This window comes from Roseburia sp. OM02-15 (assembly GCF_003481835.1).
GTDB classification, from domain to species: Bacteria; Bacillota; Clostridia; order Lachnospirales; family Lachnospiraceae; genus Eubacterium_I; species Eubacterium_I ramulus_A.
Window position 1 is genome coordinate 1 of the sequence record NZ_QULX01000034.1, and the last position, 15,738, is coordinate 15,738.

General features: G+C 40.4%; 12 protein-coding genes. 11 read left to right on the forward strand and 1 reads right to left on the reverse strand.

What is annotated here, in order from left to right; genetic code table 11:
* Nucleotides 1–291 precede the first annotated feature (291 nt).
* The 9 genes from DXB15_RS16180 (at nt 292) to DXB15_RS16220 (ending at nt 11,038) form a co-directional block, all read left to right on the forward strand.
* Entirely contained in the window at nt 292–2,454 is a 2,163-nt protein-coding gene (locus tag DXB15_RS16180) for a response regulator (protein WP_118703503.1), read from the forward strand.
* A gap of 283 nt (nt 2,455–2,737) precedes the next feature.
* Nucleotides 2,738–3,112: a GntR family transcriptional regulator gene (locus DXB15_RS16185; protein ID WP_118703504.1), complete on the forward strand. Its 375-nt coding sequence runs from the start codon at nt 2,738–2,740 to the stop codon at nt 3,110–3,112.
* Nucleotides 3,113–3,130: 18 nt separating this feature from the next.
* Nucleotides 3,131–3,982: an ABC transporter ATP-binding protein gene (locus tag DXB15_RS16190; protein ID WP_109215183.1), complete on the forward strand. Its 852-nt coding sequence runs from the start codon at nt 3,131–3,133 to the stop codon at nt 3,980–3,982.
* Nucleotides 3,979–4,632, forward strand: coding sequence for an ABC-2 transporter permease (locus DXB15_RS16195; protein ID WP_109215182.1), 654 nt, complete (start codon nt 3,979–3,981; stop codon nt 4,630–4,632). The genes DXB15_RS16190 and DXB15_RS16195 overlap by 4 nt, the downstream gene beginning before the upstream one ends.
* 301 nt (nt 4,633–4,933) lie before the next feature.
* A complete protein-coding gene (pckA, locus tag DXB15_RS16200) occupies nt 4,934–6,538 on the forward strand; it encodes a phosphoenolpyruvate carboxykinase (ATP) (protein ID WP_118703505.1) in 1,605 nt (534 codons plus the stop codon).
* Nucleotides 6,539–6,865: 327 nt separating this feature from the next.
* The gene (locus DXB15_RS16205) at nt 6,866–7,891 is read left to right on the forward strand and encodes a threonine aldolase family protein (protein ID WP_118703506.1); all 1,026 of its coding nucleotides are present in this window, start codon (nt 6,866–6,868) and stop codon (nt 7,889–7,891) included.
* Nucleotides 7,892–8,017: 126 nt separating this feature from the next.
* The gene (locus DXB15_RS16210) at nt 8,018–9,340 is read left to right on the forward strand and encodes a sodium-dependent transporter (RefSeq protein WP_118703507.1); all 1,323 of its coding nucleotides are present in this window, start codon (nt 8,018–8,020) and stop codon (nt 9,338–9,340) included.
* A gap of 1 nt (nt 9,341) precedes the next feature.
* Complete coding sequence (locus DXB15_RS16215) at nt 9,342–10,079, forward strand: nitroreductase family protein (RefSeq protein ID WP_118703508.1); 738 nt, start codon at nt 9,342–9,344, stop codon at nt 10,077–10,079.
* Nucleotides 10,080–10,081: 2 nt separating this feature from the next.
* Nucleotides 10,082–11,038, forward strand: coding sequence for a ketopantoate reductase family protein (locus DXB15_RS16220; protein ID WP_118703509.1), 957 nt, complete (start codon nt 10,082–10,084; stop codon nt 11,036–11,038).
* A 241-nt stretch (nt 11,039–11,279) separates the two neighbouring features.
* On the opposite strand, the gene DXB15_RS16225 is transcribed toward DXB15_RS16220, so the two are convergent.
* Nucleotides 11,280–12,677 (reverse strand): sodium-dependent transporter, encoded by a 1,398-nt coding sequence (locus tag DXB15_RS16225; RefSeq protein ID WP_109215176.1) that lies wholly within the window; start codon nt 12,675–12,677, stop codon nt 11,280–11,282.
* A gap of 274 nt (nt 12,678–12,951) precedes the next feature.
* On the opposite strand from DXB15_RS16225, the gene DXB15_RS16230 reads away from it, so the two are divergent.
* Nucleotides 12,952–14,544, forward strand: a complete 1,593-nt coding sequence (locus DXB15_RS16230; RefSeq protein ID WP_109215175.1) for a spermidine synthase — start codon at nt 12,952–12,954, stop codon at nt 14,542–14,544.
* 154 nt (nt 14,545–14,698) lie between these two features.
* A complete protein-coding gene (locus DXB15_RS16235) occupies nt 14,699–15,634 on the forward strand; it encodes a DUF1848 domain-containing protein (RefSeq protein WP_109215174.1) in 936 nt (311 codons plus the stop codon).
* Nucleotides 15,635–15,738: the final 104 nt, after the last annotated feature.

A 15,738-nucleotide genomic window follows, 5' to 3' on the forward strand; every position in this document is an offset into this window, starting at 1 on the left:
CTTTTGAAGTATATTCATAAAACTATTATGAAGGAAAATGGAAGAAAAAGAAAGCCCTACCCCCTCATGATTGAGGGGCAGGGGAGTTGACGTGTCGAAGACACTTTTTTATAACAAAAATTTAAGGGAGAAATATATTATTATACGACTACCATGGATGAAAACGAATGATTTGTGCTAATAAAAGAGGGTGTACTGTTTTTCACAGGAAAATATTGCTTTTCCAAGATTTTCTATGTATTATTTTACTATATGTGAATGATACAGGATAGATAAGGGTAGGAAAACAGTATGAATTACGAAGCATTTTTGGCAGAGACAGAACGGATCAGTACATTGCCAGAGCGGGAACAGCTGAATTTTTATACAGATGTAATGAACCAGGAGACGGGAAAAACAAAAGTGGCAATGATGGCATGTTTTTATAAAGCGTTGCTCTATTACCATGCGGGAGATTATCTGACGGCGAAGGAAATTTTGGAGCCCCTGATTATAGATTATCAGAGTTACGAATATATGCCGGAGCTGATTTCCTGTTTCAATCTGATGGGGGTGATCGCATACTGTGAAGGTGAGTATATCCTGACGCGGTATTTTTTCAAACGGGGATTGAAAATAGCAGAAAATCATAAAGAAAAGAGCCGTTATTCCTATGAGTACAACAATATTGCCCTGACATATATTGCACAACAGGATTATGTAAAAGCACTTGGTTATATTTTGATGGCAGACCAGTATCTGGGAGATTCGGATGAGAAAATGGGTGCATATGTTTACCTGAATATGGCATCAATTTACCACAATCTGTCCCGATTGCGTGAATCAGCTGAGGCATATAACAAATGTGTGGAAAAATATCACGGCTACCAATATGTCGAGCATGATCTGCTGATCTGTGGAATGCTTCTGGCATTTAAAAAGAAAAACTGGGAACAATATGAGACATTTCAGAAAAAAGTGCTTGATAAAATGGATGAAATGTATGTGTCGGAGTTTATCGATGCCTGCAAAGCAATTTTTGATTGTGCAATGGAAGATAAAGACACCGCGCTGGTATATGGAATTCTTGCACGTATGGAGGCATATGTGAATCTGCATCCGGATGAACTTAAAGTCTGTCTGAAAGTGGAAGAATATAAGTATACCTATGCAAAAAGCATTGGCGACAAAGGTGGAATGCTGGCAGCGCTTGAGCGGAAGGATGCGCTTTATGCAAAGATGATCCCCGCATTGGAGACACAGCGTTCTTTGGAATTTGAACGGTATTTTGAAGTGAACCGAAAACTGCAGCAGTCAGTGGAAAATGAAACGCGCGCCAATCAGGTGAAAACCGAATTTCTGGCAAATATGTCACATGATATCCGCACACCGATCAACGGAATCATGGGTATGCTTACCATGATTGCAAATGAACGTTCGGATCAGGAAAAGGTAGATGAATGTATTGGAAAAATTGATGCCTGTACGAAACATCTGCTTTCTCTGGTAAACGATGTATTGGATATGACAAAGCTGGAAACGGATGCGGTAGTTCTGGAGCAGGAACCGTTTAATCTGGATCAGGTCTGTGTAGAAACTATGGAAATGATCGAGTTTCAGGCAGTAGAAGCAGGTTTGCATGTATATGCTGAGCATGACGATGTTCTGGATGTAAATCTAATCGGAAGCCCGTTGCAACTGAAGAAAATCCTGGTGAACCTGTACGGAAACAGTATTAAATATAACAAACCGCAGGGCGCCATTTATACAAGCTTGCGTGAACTGGAGCGGTCGGAAACATCGGTTTCTTATGAATTTAAGATTCGCGATACCGGAATCGGCATGACAAAGGAATTTATTGAAACCAGATTATATGAGCCATTTATTCAGGGTGAAAATGCGGGACGTTCTCAGTATGGTGGAACCGGACTTGGCATGTCGATCGTAAAACAACTGGTGGAACGGATGCATGGTTCGATTCAGGTGGAGAGTACACCGGGAGTGGAAACCTGTTTTACGGTAATCTTGCCTTTTGCGATTGATCTGAATCCACCACAGCGCAGGAAACGTTTGGAAAATGCGGATATTTCCGGAAAACGGATTTTGGTTGTAGAGGACAACGAACTAAACATGGAGATTGCGGAGTACATATTGAAAGAAGCCGGAGCCAGTGTGGAAAAGGCAGAAAACGGGAAAGTGGCATTGGAGCAGTATCAGATTTCGAAAGAAGGTTATTACGATGCCATTTTGATGGATCTGATGATGCCTGTTATGGATGGCTATGAGGCAGCAAGACAGATTCGTTCATCGGATCGGGCAGATGCCAAAACGATTCCGATTGTAGCCATGAGTGCGAATGCTTATATGGAAGATGTAAAAAAATGTCTTGCAGCTGGTATGAATGAACATGTCAGCAAGCCGGTTTTCAAGGATACGTTGCTTTCCGCGCTTGCAACACAGATGAATGTGAAGTAGAAACATATGGACTTTTTTAGAGTGTATGTGATTTTTATTAAGGATAAGTAACCATATATAGCATATAATAGAAAAATATTCAGAACGTATAAGGATGTTATAACAGGAAAATATAGATAAGTCACCGGATTACGGTAGATATTTGATCGGATGAGATGGAATGTCTATTGTAATACCGGTGATTTTTGCATAAAAAAGATATTTTGAAGATAAACAGTATATAACAGTTGACAACAGATGTACACTGTTATATACTGTTAGCTGTAAGGGAGGTCCCATCAATATGCATATTATTTTAAATCATTCTTCCATGGTGCCCATTTACGAGCAGCTTATGGAGCAGATAAAAACAGAAATTATTGAGTCAGCACTGGTAGAGGAAGAGGCGCTTCCCTCTGTGAGAAAGCTGGCAGGTGAACTTCGCATCAGTGCACTGACTGTAAAAAAAGCTTACGACAAGCTGGAAGAATCTGGATTTGTGACAACTGTTCATGGAAAAGGAACATTTGTTACCGCTTCGGACAAACAGCTGGCACTGGAAGCACGCAGGAGAGCAGTAGAAGAAGAATTCGAAAAAGCCATCGATCAGGCAAAAAATGTCGGATTGAGCAAAGAGGAAATTCTGGAAATCGTAAGTCTGCTGTTGGAGGAAGCGTAGGAAGCAGGAGGATTTGTAATGATCACAATGAAAAATGTCCGCAAGACATATGGAACGTTTCAAATGGATCTGTCTATGGAGATCCCGAGTGGGCAGATCACAGGTCTTGTGGGAAAAAACGGCGCCGGAAAAAGTACGGCGATCAAATTAATACTTGGACTGACGGAAGCTGAAAGCGGTGAAATATCTGTATTTGGAAAAAATATTCATCAGTTAAGTATGACAGAAAAAGCACAGATTGGAGCATCTCTGGCAGACTCCGGGTTCAGCACCTATCTCAATATTGTCGATGTGCAGAAAATTTTGTCAAAAATGTATCCGGATTTTGACAGCGCTTACTTTGAAAAAGGATGTCGGGAATTGAGGCTGCCGGAGAAGAAGCGAATCCGTGAATATTCCACTGGTATGAAAGCTAAATTGCGGGTGCTGACAGCGCTCAGTCACCATGCAAAGCTCCTGATCATGGATGAACCGACGGCAGGTTTGGACGTGGAAGCCAGAAATCATATTTTGGATATGTTAAGGACTTATATGGCAGAGGATGAAGAACGTTCGATTCTGATCACTTCTCATATTGCGTCCGATTTGGAGCATTTGTGTGATGATATTTATCTGATTCATGATGGAATGTTGATATTACATGAAGAAACAGATGTGATTTTAGAACAATATGGGGTATTAAAGGTAAGCGAAGAACAGTTTGACAATCTGGATCAGGAATATCTGTTAAAAAAACAGAAAACATCCTACGGTTATGCCTGTTTCACAAACCACAAAGATTATTATCAGGAAAACTGTCCGGGAATCACTGTGGAAAATGGCAATATCGATGAATTAATTTTAATGATGACGGGAGGTTATCAAGGATGAGAGGATTGTTAGAAAAAGATATCCGGTTGTTGCTGCACAGCAAACAGACATTTCTGTGTTTTATTGCACTTGTGATTGTACTTGGGGTTACACAAAAAAATCCTTTTATAGTGGGCTACGCCACTTTTATGATGGCAGCATTTTTGGTTTCTACACTTTCTTATGATGAGATGGATCATGGACTTGCCTTTTTATTTACGTTGCCGATTGACCGAAAAATGTATGTCAGAGAAAAATATCTGTTTTGTATGGGAGGAGCAGTCATTACCTGGTTTATTGCGTTAATATTGTATTTTGCTGTCCTAACTGTAAATCATACGCAAACTTTATTTGAGGAAGAAATGCTGAAAGGACTTGCTTTTTTGCCAATTGCGATTTTATTTTTGTCTCTGCTTCTTCCGTTGCAGTTAAAATTTGGTGTGGAAAAAAGCCGTCTGCTGGTGATTGGTGTTTCTGTTTTTACTGGTATCATGATTTATTTTCTGGCAGAAAAAAGTGGAATGCTGGATGGAGAAAGTACAGTTATACTGTCTGTTTTCGGAGTGATAGGGGATATAGCTGTGGATATGATCAGCCTGCTTGTGGCAGGGGGAATGGCAGCAGTGTCATATCTGTGCAGCTGTCGTATCATGAAAAAGAAGGAATTATAATATTTTCTGATTAAAAATGATATCTGTCTGATATGGAATTTGCTTTTGGATAAACGAAGCCTTTCAGCCAAAGACAGTACAGAGATGATTTCGGTAATTTTGTGCTGATTAAAAAAAATTTTTGATTGAAATCGCTTGACTTCTGGTCGTATTTTTTTGTATTGTATAGAATGTATTAATTTGAGTACAAAATTGACACAGAAGATTGATAAATTATTGACAAATTCTGGCTTTAATGATAGTATAGGTTCGAATTAAGTACTCTATTAGATTACAGTAATGAAAGGACGAGGTAGGTAAAATGGCAGAAATCAATTTAAGCAAGTACGGCATTAGCGGCACAACTGAGATTGTACACAATCCTTCTTATGATTTATTATTTGAGGAAGAGACCAAACCGGAACTGGAAGGTTATGAAAAAGGTCAGGTCAGCGAACTTGGCGCAGTTAATGTTATGACAGGTATTTATACAGGTCGTTCTCCGAAAGATAAATATATTGTAGTAGATGAGAATTCCAAGGACACTGTATGGTGGACTTCTGATGAATATAAAAACGACAACCATCCGGCTACACAGGAAGCATGGAACGCAGTAAAAGATCTTGCAATCAAAGAGCTTTCCAACAAAAAACTGTATGTAGTAGATGCATTCTGTGGAGCAAACAAAGACACACGTATGGCAATCCGTTTCATCGTTGAGGTTGCTTGGCAGGCACATTTCGTAACAAACATGTTTATCCAGCCGACAGCAGAAGAACTTGAGAACTTTGAGCCGGATTTCATCGTTTACAACGCTTCCAAAGCAAAAGTTGAGAATTACGAAGAACTGGGTCTGAATTCTGAGACAGCAGTTATGTTCAATATCACAAGCCGTGAGCAGGTTATCGTAAATACATGGTACGGCGGAGAGATGAAAAAAGGTATGTTCTCCATGATGAACTATTACCTTCCGTTAAAAGGCATCGCTTCCATGCACTGTTCTGCAAACACAGATATGAACGGTGAGAATACAGCAATCTTTTTCGGACTTTCCGGAACAGGTAAAACTACACTTTCCACAGATCCGAAACGTCTCCTGATCGGTGATGATGAGCATGGCTGGGATGACAACGGCATATTCAACTTCGAGGGTGGATGCTATGCAAAAGTTATCAACCTTGACAAAGAATCTGAGCCAGATATCTACAATGCAATCAAACGTGACGCTCTGCTTGAGAACGTTAGTCTGGATGCAGAGGGCAAAATTGATTTCGCTGACAAGAGCGTAACAGAGAATACACGTGTATCTTATCCGATCAACCATATCGAAAATATTGTTCGCCCGGTTTCTTCCGCACCGGCAGCTAAGAATGTAATCTTCCTGTCCGCAGATGCATTTGGCGTACTTCCGCCGGTATCTGTTCTGACACCGGAGCAGACACAGTATTACTTCCTGTCTGGATTTACAGCAAAATTAGCCGGTACAGAGCGTGGAATCACTGAGCCGACACCTACCTTCTCCGCATGCTTCGGACAGGCTTTCCTTGAGCTTCATCCGACAAAATATGCAGAAGAACTTGTTAAGAAAATGGAGAAGAGCGGAGCAAAAGCTTACCTTGTAAATACAGGATGGAACGGAACAGGAAAACGTATTTCTATCAAAGATACACGTGGAATTATCGACGCTATCTTAAATGGTGATATCAAAAATGCTCCGACAAAGACAATTCCATACTTCAACTTTGAAGTACCGACAGAGCTTCCGGGCGTAGATCCGGCAATCCTTGATCCGCGTGATACTTACGCAGATGCTTCTGAGTGGGAAGCAAAAGCCAAAGATCTGGCAGACAGATTTGTTAAAAACTTCGCAAAATACGAAGGAAACGAAGCTGGTAAAGCGCTTGTTTCTGCAGGTCCTCAGGCATAAGATTTATATAAAAGCAAAAGTTGGATTTTTAAATATTTGAATATTTGATTTTTCGAGATGTGGAAAATTCGCATAACAGTGGATTTCCACATCTTTTTTGTTGTCTCTAAGTTTTCTTATTAAACGGTTATGTACACCATGTTTTATATAAGAAATCCCTGCAAATTTTCAAAATTTCCGGAAACAGACTTTTTTCATGGAAGAAAAGGGCGAAATATGTTAAAATTAAAGAGTATGTATTTGAACGCAGGCCGCAAAGCGACTGCGTTCATGAGTAAGTAGTGAAAGCGGATTGCTTATGTCTGCTTTATATGGAGGAAAAATATTTTGATTTCATTTGCAAGTGATTATGTAGCCGGAGCACATCCGGAAATTATAAAGAGATTAGCAGAGACAAATATGGAAAATTTGTCCGGGTATGGGACAGATCTATACTGTGCACAGGCAGCGGAGAAGATCAGACAGTATTGTCATTGCCCGGATGCAGAGGTTTATTTTCTGGTTGGTGGAACACAGACCAATCAGATTGTAATCAGCACGATGTTACAACCGTATGAAGGTGTAATTGCGGCAGATTCAGGACACGTCAATGTACATGAAGCAGGTGCGATCGAGTACACCGGACATAAGGTATTGTCCCTTGCAGGTAAAGATGGCAAGATTGCAACTGCCGATCTGGAAAACTATGTGGCGCGGTTTTATGCGGATGACAGTTACGAACATATGGTATTTCCGGGAATGGTTTATATTTCTTTCCCGACAGAGTATGGAACGTTGTATTCCAAAAAGGAACTTCAGGAAATCTATGAGGTATGCAAGAAAAGAAATCTTCCGTTATTTGTTGACGGAGCGCGGCTTGGCTATGGACTTGCCAGCAGTGAAAATGATGTGACATTGGAAGAACTGGCGCAGTTGTGTGATGTTTTTTACATTGGCGGGACAAAAGTCGGTGCTTTGTGTGGAGAAGCAGTTGTATTTACCAATCGTCGTGCACCGAAGTATTTCGTGACACAAATCAAACAGCATGGCGCGTTACTGGCAAAGGGACGTCTGCTTGGGATTCAGTTTGATACGCTTTTTACGAACGATCTGTATTTTAAAATCAGTGAACATGCGATTCATATGGCAGAAAAATTGAAGCAGTTATTTGCAGAAAAAGGGTATCGCTTTAACTTGGATTCTCCGACAAATCAGCAGTTTATTATTCTGGAAAATGAGAAGTTACAGGAACTGAGCGGAAAAGTAGATTTCAGCGTATGGGAAAAGCAGGATGATGAACATACCGTTGTTCGTTTTGCAACAAGTTGGTCTACACAGGAAGCAGATATTGAGTATCTTTCAACGTTATTATAAAAGCGGATTTTAGAAGAAATAAGAAATATATCTGTAGTGGTGGTGGCGTGAAAAACGTATCCTTCACTGACAGAAAGAGCAAGGCACAGCAAAAAAATTGACTGTGAGTTGAAATAAGGAGTATTTATGGAAAAAAGAGAATCATTTCAATCAAGATGGGGCTTTATTTTAGCCTGTATTGGTTCGGCTGTGGGGATGGGTAATATATGGATGTTTCCGACTCGTGTATCTCTGTATGGAGGTGGAGCATTTTTAATCCCATATATTATTTTTGTGGTGTTGATCGGATCTACCGGTGTCATCGGAGAGATGAGCTTCGGGCGGGGAACCAGGTCTGGTCCGATTGATGCATTTGGAACTGCATGTGAGCGGCATGGAAAAAGAAAAATCGGAGAAGCACTTGGTATGATACCGGTGGTTGGTTCCATGGCAATGGCCATCGGCTACACCGTTGTTATGGGATGGATTTTAAAATATGCCATAGGTGCTTTTTCCGGAACGACGCTTGCGCCGGAGCATGTGGATGATTTTGCGGATAAATTTGGCAGCATGGCATCTGCGTTTGGAAATAATGGATGGCAGGTTTTAATCTTGTGCATTACCATGGCAATTTTGATGTTTGGTGTTGGAAATGGAATTGAAACGGCAAATAAGATCATGATGCCGATTTTCTTCTTTTTGTTTGTTGGACTTGGCATTTATATCGCATTTCAACCGGGGGCGGCAACGGGTTACCATTATATTTTTCGTATTGATCCGGTGGCATTAGCAGATCCAAAAACTTGGATTTTTGCATTGGGACAGGCATTTTTCTCACTGTCAGTAGCTGGAAATGGAACGTTAATCTACGGTTCTTATCTGCCAGATCATGAAAATATCCCAGCAGCGGCAGGGCGTGTGGCATTTTTTGACACATTGGCAGCAATGCTGGCGGCATTGGTGATTATTCCTGCGATGGCAACGACTGGCGCAAAGTTGAATCAGGGTGGACCGGGACTTTTGTTTATCTATCTGCCAAATCTGATCAAGTCCATGCCGGGTGGCAGGCTGATCATCATTATTTTCTTTGTGGCAGTATTATTTGGTGGTCTGACATCACTGATCAATTTGTATGAAGCACCGATTGCAACTGTTCAGGAAAAGCTGCATGTTGGAAGAAAAGCAGCCTGTATGATTATCGGAGCGATTGGCTTGAGTGTTTCACTTTTAATCCAGGGAATCGTATCCGGTTGGATGGATGTGCTTTCTATCTATATCTGCCCGCTGGGAGCAGGACTGGCAGCGATTATGTTTTTCTGGGTATGTGGTAAAAAATACGTGGAGGCACAGGTTAACAAAGGAAGAACAAAGCCGTTTACAAAACTTTATTATCCGATTTGCAAATATTTGTATGTGGCAGTTTGCTTTATTGTGCTGATTCTTGGAATTGCGTTAGGAGGTATTGGATAATATGAATGAAATAATAAAAAGCATATATGAGAGAAAATCTGTGCGTGCCTATGAGGACAGACCGATTCCGGAAGAAATGAAACAGGTAATTCTGGAATCGGCAGCGCAGGCTCCGACCGCAGGTTGTCAGCAGTTGTATACCATACTGAATATTACAGATCAGAAGGTGAAAGAAGCACTGGTGGATACCTGCGATCATCAGCCTTTTATTGCAAAAGCACCATTGGTTTTGATATTTTGTGCGGATTGTAAAAAATGGTATGACGCATTTATAGAAGCAGGAAGTGAACCGCGCAAACCGGATGTGGGTGATCTGATGCTAGCGGTATCAGATGCTGTGATCGCAGCGCAGAATGCTGTTGTGGCGGCAGAAAGTTTTGGCATTGGTTCCTGCTATATCGGAGATATTATCGAAAATTATGAGGAGCAGCGCAGATTGCTACAGCTTCCGGAATATGTGTTTCCGGCGGCAATGCTTGTGTTTGGATGGCCAACCAAACAACAAATGCAGCGACCGAAACCACAGCGTGTAGATCAGAAGTATATTGTACATGAGAATACTTATCGAAGCATGGATGGAAATGAATTGAGAGATATGTTTGCGGGGCACTGCAATAACAGATCTTTTGAAGATTGGATGATGGCATTTTGTAAGCGTAAATACAATTCTGATTTTTCAAAAGAAATGTCACGTTCTGTACATAAATATTTGGAACAGTATGCAGAGGGGGAAGAATAGAATTGATTCAATCAGTGGCAGTATTAGGTGCAGGAGCCGTTGGTTCTTATGTGATCTGGGGCTTATCTTCACGAAACGATATCCGTCTTGGAGTGATCGCAGAGGGAGAACGTGCGGTGCGTCTGAAAAAAGATGGATGTGTAATTAATGATACGGTATATCATCCGGAAGTGTGGGCACCGCAGGAAGTGCACAATGTAGACTTGCTGATCGTGTGTCTGAAATATGGTTCTTTGCAGGGAGCGTTGGACAGTATAAAAGAAATCGTTGGAGAACATACCACCGTTATGAGCTTGATGAATGGCGTAGACAGTGAAGAAATCATTGGCGAAAAAGTGGGAGAATCCCATGTATTATATTCCCTGATCAAAGTAGCCTCTCATAAAGAAGAGACTGGTTACTATTTTGATCCGGAAACAACGATTGGTATCTTTTTCGGAGAGTTACAGGCACCGCATGACAGTGATCGTGTGCGGGCAATTGAGCATTTATTTCAGGATACCCGAATTCATTATTTTTCGACTGAACATATTCTGGCAGAATTGTGGAGCAAGTTCCGTTTGAATGTATGCAATAATCTACCACAGGCAATTTTAGGAGCAGGCGTGGGTTGTTATCATGACAGCGTACATATGAAGGCAATCAGTGATGGCTTGCGAAAGGAACTGGAAGCCATTGCGCTGGCAAAAGGTATTGATCTGACAAAAGCGGGATTTGCTTCTGTACACGGAAGTCCGGTGCCGCCTTCGGCACGTTATTCCACGTTACAGGATCTGGATGCGGGACGACATACGGAAATTGATATGTTTTCCGGTGCACTGATCCGCATGGGAAAGGAACTTGAAATCCCGACACCATATAACGAATATACTTACCATATGATCAAAGCGTTGGAAGAGAAAAACGACGGCAAGTTTGATTATACCGGAAAAATAAATAAGCGTACCTGTTCGAAATAAAATATTTTAAAAATCTTTAAGATTAAGAATTCTGATTATTTCATGTATTCGATTACCATGAGTACATAAAGTAATCAGGATTTTTTATTACAGAAAAGAGAAATGACATATGGATGTAGAATTTCAAATATTAGAATGGATTCAGAGGTATAAGATGAAAAAAGGACTGATATGTCGGTACATATAATCTATGTACAAACAATCAATCCTTTTATTTTTAGCTTGATATTAGATATCGTATTTATCCAGCAATCTTATTCAGTAACCCGGTGGACTGCAGGAACAGAATAAACATAATAACTGGCATGATATAGCGGATCATTACGTTATACAATTTTTTTCGTTTGAACTTATTGCCATTTAACTCCATTTCCTCTTCAATCCAGGATGGTTTTACGATCCAACCGATGAGAATAGAAGAGAGCAGTGCGATAAATGGCATCATAAAACTGTTACTGATATAATCCATGATGTCGAGTAACTGTCCGGTACTTCCGTTTGGCAGCTGTGCTTCCACATAAAATGTGCTGTAACCAAGTGCAATGATTGCAGTTGCTGCCAGATAAATAACCGTTAAAATGCTGGTGACTTTTTTCCTTTCTGCATGGAATAATTCCATACAGTTTGCGGTGATGGATTCCAGTACGGAAATACAGGAAGTCAGTGCCGCAAATGCTGTCAGAATGAAGAACATCAGACCAATGATTCGTCCTGCCAGTCCCATGGAATAAAATACGTTCGGCAGGGAGATAAACATCAGACCAGGTCCTGCGGACATACCGTCCAATCCGGAAAATACATAAACTGCCGGAATGATCATAACACCTGCAAGCAGAGCAACACCGGTATCCATCAGCTCAATCTGGGAGATAGATTTATTTAAATTTACATCTTTCTTTACATAAGAGCCGTATGTAATCATGATTCCCATGGATACGCTTAAGGAGAAGAATAACTGGCTCATTGCATCCAGAGAAATCTGTAAAAATCTTGTTACCGTAAGTCCTTTTACATCAGGTGTCAGATATATTTTTAGACCCTGCAGACCGGTTCTGACAGTTCCGTCCTCTACCGGATGTTTTAATGTCAGTGAGAAAATCGCGATACCAATGACCATCAGTAAAAGTATCGGCATGATAAATTTGGATACACGCTCAATACCTTTTTCCACTCCGTTGTATACAATCAGTGCAGTCAAAAACATAAAGATCAGACCGAACCATACAGAAGACGGAGAGGAAATAAAGTTTGTAAAGCAGTTACTTTCCACCGCTTCTTTTCCAGAACCGGTCAGATAAATAGTAATGTATTTCAGAATCCATCCGCCGATAACGGCATAATAAGTCATGATCAGTACAGGTACGAAGAAAGTTAAAATACCTAAAAACTTCCATTTCTTTTTCATTTCCTGATACGCATAAATTGCACTTTTACCGGTTTTTCGACCAATTGCAATATCTGTAGTCAGCAGTGTAAAACCAACCGTAAAAACAAGTACCAGGTATATGATCAGAAACAGACCGCCGCCGTCTTTTGCTGCAAGATATGGAAATCTCCATAAGTTACCGACACCGACGGCACTGCCGGCAGCTGCGAATACGAATCCCAGCTGTCCACTAAAACCACTCTTTTGTTTCATAAGCTCATTCACCTCATAAATTTAAGATATATGTAATGACAAAAAATGTCACTTAAGCATAATAGCACTAAATCCGCTAAAAGTACAGTGATTTCGCGGTCTCAAGCACAAATCTATCATTCTGTTTTTCAGTAAAAATAGGACATGGAAAGCGAATAGAACACGAATAGGATTAAGATATACAAAAAAATAAAAACTGTTTCAAAATTTATGGTATACTGTTGTTAGATTTTTGACAAAAAAGTAACAGTAAAGGGAAAAGGTATTTAAAGTCATGAACATTTTAAAGAACAAGTTATTTTTGTATCTGACGGAATTTTTCGCCGGAATGTCTGTCATGGCAGTGGAGCTTGGTGCAAGCCGACTGCTGGCACCGTATTTCAGTTCGTCACAGATTGTATGGACGATCATCATTGGAACCATTATGATCGCCATGGCGCTGGGCAATATTTACGGTGGTAAAAGCGCGGACAAGTCTCCGGATCCGGGAAAATTATACGGCCGGATTCTGATTGCAGCGATCTGGATTGCACTGATTCCTGTTGTTGGAAAATATATCGTGCTTGGAATTTCGGCATTGTTAATTTTTACGGTCAATAACAATTTCCTGATTATAGCAGCTTTTGTAGCATGTATGGTGATTTTTGTATTCCCGCTGTTTTTACTTGGAACAGTAACTCCGTCTCTGGCAAAATATTCCGTAGACAGTCTGGAGGACAGTGGAAAAACGGTAGGTACATTAGGTGCATTTAATACGATCGGAAGCATTATTGGAACATTCGTACCGACCTTTGTAACAATTCCGGCGGTAGGAACATCCATCACATTTCTCATTTTTTCCGGAATTTTAATTGTGCTGAGTCTGATTTATTTTCTTACAACTCATACCGGGAAAAAGAAAGTGATCACATCATGTGTGATCTTCGGACTTTGCTGTGCATTGGGCTATTCTGATTCTTTTGCATTCTGGCAGAAAGATCTAACTTACGAAGGAGAGTCTATTTACAATTATCTGCAGGTGTCTGAAAATGACCGACAGGTGATTCTGTCCACAAACGTATTGTTTGGCGTGCAGTCTGTCTATATGAAAGAAGATGGACTGACCGGAATGTATTACGATTATGCTATGGCAGCACCGCTGATGGTGCCAGAGAAAGAAACAAAAGATATGAATATGCTGATTCTTGGTATGGGAACCGGTACCTATGCGACACAGTGTAAAAAATATTTTGGTGATATGCAGATGGAAGGTGTGGAGATTGATAAAAAAATCACCGACCTTTCCCGGAAATATTTTTCCCTGCCGGATGATGTAAAAGTGACAACTTATGATGGACGTGCTTATCTGCAGGCAGAAGACCAAAAATATGATGTGATCATGGTGGATGCTTATCAGGATATTACGATCCCGTTTCAGATGTCTTCCGAAGAATTTTTCAGCATGGTAAAAGAGCATCTGACAGATGACGGCGTCATGGTTGTAAATATGAATATGCGTGGCAGCGGAGAGGGCAATATCAACCAGTATCTGTCTGATACCATTTCTTCTGTATTCGGAAATGTCTATACTGTAGATGTGGACGGTTCTACAAACCGCGAATTGTTTGCTTCTGATGATGCGGATATGATGAATGTATTACAGAAAAATATAGCAAAGGTGACAGAGTTTGATTTGCGTAATCTGATGGCAAAGGTTTCTACAAATGCAGTAGCTTACAGTGGTGGAGATTATATTATGACGGATGATAAAGCACCGGTGGAGCTGCTTGGCATGCGTGTGATCGATCAGCTGATTCAGGATGAAGTTGCATATTATAAGAAGATTTATGAGACAGATGGACTACAGGGCTTGTTAGAGCAGTTGTAATTGCGAATCATTTAACAGCAGGTATATCTCGACCTTTAACTGAGATAGTTATAAGCGGGCATATCTCTGCCCAGAACGAGACAGTTATAAGTGAGTGTTTCGCTACTCTAAGTGCGAATTTAAAAGTATGACAAAATAAGAAGGATGATTTCATATGATTATTCATACGGGTATGCGTACTGACATTCCAGCATTTTATGCAGATTGGTTTGCAAACAGAATACGGGAAGGATTTGTCTGTGTGCGAAATCCCTATAATTCGATACAGGTAACTGAATATAGTCTTGATCCTTCCGTGGTAGATTTAATCGGGTTTTGCACAAAAAATCCGGAACCAATGCTAAAATATATGGATTTATTGCAACCCTATGGCATGTATTGGTATGTGACAATTACTCCCTATGGAAAAGAAATTGAACCGATGGTTCCAGATAAAGCGCGTGTGCTATCTACATTTCAAAAATTGTCTGAGATCGTAGGAATTGATTCAATTGGCTGGCGATATGATCCAATTTTTCTGAATGAAACATATACAATGGATTATCATATCCGGCTATTTACGCATATGGCATCTGTGCTGGAAGGATATACCAAAAACTGCGTGATCAGTTTTATAGATCTATATCAGAAAGTACGGAAAAATTTTCCAGAAGTGCGGGCTGTGGAAAAAGAAGATCGTCTGTATCTTGGTAAGGCAATGATTGAGATTGCTGCAGAACATGGCATGACGGTTCGTCCATGTGGAGAAGGCGATGAACTGTCAGTATATGGTGCAGACTGCAGCGGCTGCATGACAGAACAGATTTATGAACAGGCAGTACATACAAGTATGGATTTTCCAAAGAGGAACCAGCTTCGAAAGGAATGTGCCTGTCTGTTGGGCGCTGACATCGGAGCTTATAATACCTGCCTGCATCTGTGCCGGTATTGTTATGCAAATTATGATGCGGATACGGTAAAAGCAAATTATAACAGACATGATCCGACATCGCCGTTTTTAATCGGAAATCGGATGCCGGATGATAAGGTACATAAGGCAAAGCAGAAAAGCTGGATCAATGGTCAAATGACCTTGGCTGATTTTTTGTAAATCTTAAAGAATTTATTTACTAGTGCATGTTATACTGATAATAAATTTGTATATAAACTTTATATCTGATTTTTGATTATCCCTATAAATATTACACTTTCAAG

Coding starts and splice junctions, on each gene's coding strand:
- DXB15_RS16180 (WP_118703503.1), top strand. CDS start 292: ATGAATTACGAAGCATTTTTGGCAGAGACAGAACGGATCAGTACATTG.
- DXB15_RS16185 (WP_118703504.1), top strand. CDS start 2,738: ATGCATATTATTTTAAATCATTCTTCCATGGTGCCCATTTACGAGCAG.
- DXB15_RS16190 (WP_109215183.1), top strand. CDS start 3,131: ATGATCACAATGAAAAATGTCCGCAAGACATATGGAACGTTTCAAATG.
- DXB15_RS16195 (WP_109215182.1), top strand. CDS start 3,979: ATGAGAGGATTGTTAGAAAAAGATATCCGGTTGTTGCTGCACAGCAAA.
- pckA (WP_118703505.1), top strand. CDS start 4,934: ATGGCAGAAATCAATTTAAGCAAGTACGGCATTAGCGGCACAACTGAG.
- DXB15_RS16210 (WP_118703507.1), top strand. CDS start 8,018: ATGGAAAAAAGAGAATCATTTCAATCAAGATGGGGCTTTATTTTAGCC.
- DXB15_RS16215 (WP_118703508.1), top strand. CDS start 9,342: ATGAATGAAATAATAAAAAGCATATATGAGAGAAAATCTGTGCGTGCC.
- DXB15_RS16225 (WP_109215176.1), bottom strand. CDS start 12,677: ATGAAACAAAAGAGTGGTTTTAGTGGACAGCTGGGATTCGTATTCGCA.
- DXB15_RS16230 (WP_109215175.1), top strand. CDS start 12,952: ATGAACATTTTAAAGAACAAGTTATTTTTGTATCTGACGGAATTTTTC.
- DXB15_RS16235 (WP_109215174.1), top strand. CDS start 14,699: ATGATTATTCATACGGGTATGCGTACTGACATTCCAGCATTTTATGCA.